This window comes from Kitasatospora sp. NPDC057223, assembly GCF_042669755.1.
In the GTDB taxonomy this organism is placed as follows: Bacteria; Actinomycetota; Actinomycetes; order Streptomycetales; family Streptomycetaceae; genus Kitasatospora.
This window is the reverse complement of the sequence record NZ_JBHUWW010000298.1, coordinates 1-1,713: the sequence shown is the minus strand read 5'-3', so window position 1 is coordinate 1,713 and position 1,713 is coordinate 1. Positions and strand designations below refer to the sequence as shown.

Annotated in this window: 2 protein-coding genes; one reads left to right on the top strand and one right to left on the bottom strand. The window is 67.9% G+C overall.

What is annotated here, in order from left to right:
• Window positions 1-55 precede the first annotated feature (55 nt).
• Window positions 56-937 carry an IS5 family transposase gene (locus ACFUK0_RS40150; RefSeq protein ID WP_380259038.1) on the top strand — a complete coding sequence of 294 codons (882 nt, stop codon included), beginning with the start codon at window positions 56-58 and terminating at the stop codon, window positions 935-937.
• A gap of 19 nt (window positions 938-956) precedes the next feature.
• On the opposite strand, the gene ACFUK0_RS40145 is transcribed toward ACFUK0_RS40150, so the two are convergent.
• Window positions 957-1,670 carry a hypothetical protein gene (locus tag ACFUK0_RS40145; RefSeq protein WP_380259036.1) on the bottom strand — a complete coding sequence of 238 codons (714 nt, stop codon included), beginning with the start codon at window positions 1,668-1,670 and terminating at the stop codon, window positions 957-959.
• Window positions 1,671-1,713: the final 43 nt, after the last annotated feature.

The following is a 1,713-nucleotide window of genomic DNA, read 5'->3' as shown; positions in this document are numbered from 1 at the left end:
CTAGGTTCTGTCCGGCGGATCATGTGATCGCCTCGCGTGGCCCATTGTGTTGGTCGTGGGGCGGGGCGATCTGACGAACGACGAGTGGGTACAACTGGCACCACATCTGCCGAAGACCGGGCGCCGAGGCGGACGGTGGACTGATCACCGGACGGTGATCAACGGAATCCTGTTCCGGGTCCGCACGGGCGTCCCGTGGCGGGACCTGCCGGAGCGGTTCGGTAGTTGGAAAACCGTGTACGAGCGCCACCGCCGGTGGGCGGCGGACGGCACCTGGGAAAGGATCCTCCAAGCCGTCCAGGCCGAGGCCGACTCCCAGGGACGCATCGACTGGAGCATGGTGAGCGTGGACTCCACCTCGTGCCGGGCCCACCAGCACGCTGCCGGTGCACCGCGCAGAACACCCCGGATCCCAAAGCGGAGATCGACGCCCCGGCAGCACCGCCCCGACGAGGGACTCGGCCGGTCCCGTGGCGGTCTGACCTCCAAGATCCACCTCGCCGGGGAAGGCGGCCGCCGTCCACTGGCCATGCTGATCACGCCCGGCCAGTGGGGCGACAGCCCTCAGCTGATCCCGGTCCTGGAACGCATCAGGGTCAAGCGCCCAGGCGGCGGCCATCCGCGCACCCGCCCCGACCACCTCGGCGGCGACAAGGCCTACAGCTCCCGCCGCAATCGCCGCTACCTGCGCAGACGCCAGATCAAGCACACCATCCCGGAGCCGAAGGACCAGCGGGCCAACCGCCGGCGCCGCGGCAGCCGAGGAGGCCGGCCCGCGGGCTTCGACAAGGAGATGTACAAGCGCCGGAACGAGGTCGAGCGCACGATCAACCGCCTGAAGCACTCCAGGGCCGTCGCGACACGGTACGACAAGCGCGCCTATGTCTTCCACGGCACCGTCACCGTCGCGTCGATCCGACTCTGGCTCAGGCCGTGACCCGCCGCACGAAGCAGGCTTACAGCAAATCCAGGACGGACGCACTCCACCCAAGGGCCTCAGGCGTGTGCCAGCGGGGTCGTTCTCTTGTCCCGGCCATGGTCCGGCCTGCCACGAATGCATGCCGGTGGGCTGGCTGATGTTCCTGGACCCGATCCCACAGCGCCTGTGCCTGCAGGTGATGGCCGGTGCTGACGAGGAACTCGATCAGATCCTGAGCGAACCCCCACGCGGTGAGAAGCGCATCAGGAGCTGTCCGCGCGATCTGCTCGGGGTCAGCGGTACTGGCGAACCACGGGAGCGCGGTGTCGCGAAGGTGAGCTGCGAACTGCTCCAGTCTCGTCCGGCGTTCCTCGGGACGGGTGAGCACTACGAAGTGCTGACCGGGCATGTCGAGGAAGCTGGAGGCGCAGACGATCGACTCGACGGATTCGGGCCGGCGAACGGTCAGCTCGGGGTTGGCTCGACGCCACGCGCCCAGGTCCTCGTCGAAGACGGTCAGGCTCGCCACGGTGAACTCGATCAAGCGTCCCGATCGGTTCCACTTGCTCTTCTCCAGCCGGAGCACCTCACGGCGAACCGACGCCCGTCGCTCAAGCGAATGACGGGACCTGACCCACCCGAATCCGCCGAGCAGCCCCGCCAGGCAAGCAGCCCCGGCATAGACGACATCGGCTGGCTCGTCGGCCTCAATCAGGCGAACGGTCAGGTCATCAGGCTGCGTTGGGTGCACCCCGCACATGATGCCGTACGAAGATCCGCCGGACAGAACCTAG